1 pseudogene is annotated in these 1,226 nt (G+C 67.3%); it reads left to right on the forward strand.

Annotation, left to right across the window (positions count from 1 at the left end):
- Positions 1-154: 154 nt before the first annotated feature.
- A pseudogene (locus JCM19049_RS14615) lies at positions 155-1,226 on the forward strand (amidohydrolase family protein); the annotation flags it as partial.

Here is a 1,226-nt window from a genome sequence, read left to right on the forward strand (position 1 = left end):
TAAACGTGTAGTCCGCGGCCGGTCACGGGTGGACCGGCATCGCGCAGCGTCTTGCCCCGGCGCCGCGGCGCTGCTAATGTCCTAAGCACGCTGCGGCGTCCTGGATCAGCAGACAGGCAAACTGAGCTGGCATTTTACTTTTTCAACGAAAGGAATGTCGGCCATGCCGCACCCGAGCACCCTTTGGATCAAAAACCCGCAAGGCATCCTCAGCGACACCGATGCCGGCAACGGCATCGTCGTCCGGGACAATCTGATCATTGAACTTGTCCCTGCGGGGCGCAGCCCACCACCGCGTATACCGAGGTCTTTGACGCGGCCAACCATGTGCTCACGCCGGGGTTGGTCAACACGCACCACCACTTCTACCAAACCCTGACCCGCGCCTGGGGACCGGCGGCCAACGCCCCGCTCTTCCCGTGGCTGCAGAACCTCTACCGGGTGTGGGCGCGGCTGACCCCACAAGCCCTGGACGCCGCGGTGCGGGTGGCGCTGGCAGAACTGCTGCTCTCGGGCTGCACCACCGCCGCCGACCACCACTACCTCTTCCCGGCGGGCATGGATGAATCCATTGACATTGAGGTCGCGCGGTGCGGGACTTTGGGATGCGCGCCACCTTGACCCGCGGGTCGATGACGCTGGGAGAGGATGACGGAGGCTGCCGCCCCAGTCCACGGTGCAGGAGCTGGATGTGGTGCTGGCCGACAGCCAGCGGCTGATCGAGGCCTACCACGAGCCCGGGGAGGGCGCCACGATCCAGATCGCCCTGGCCCCCTGCTCCCCGTTCTCGGTGACCACCCAGGCCATGAGCGAAAGCGCGCGCCTGGCCGGGCACTACGGGGTGCGCCTGCACACGCACCTGGCCGAAACCCTGGATGAGGAGGAGTTCTGCCTGAGCCGGTTCGGGCTGCGGCCACTGGACTACCTGGACAGCGTGGGCTGGCTGGGACCGCACACATGCTGGGGCACGGCATCCACTTCAATGACGCCGAGATCCGCCAGCTGGCGCGGCGGGCACCGCCGTGGCCCACTGCGCCACCTCGAACATGCGCCTGTCCTCCGGCATTGCCCGGGTGCTGGAGCTTGAGCAGGCCGGGGTCCCGGTTGGGCTGGGCGTGGATGGTTCGGCCTCCAACGACGGCTCGAACATGATCCTGGAGGCCCGTCAGGCCTGTACCTGCAACGGCTGCGCTACGGGGCGGACGTACCTGTGAACGCGCGCTGCG

Source organism: Arthrobacter sp. JCM 19049 (assembly GCF_001310435.1).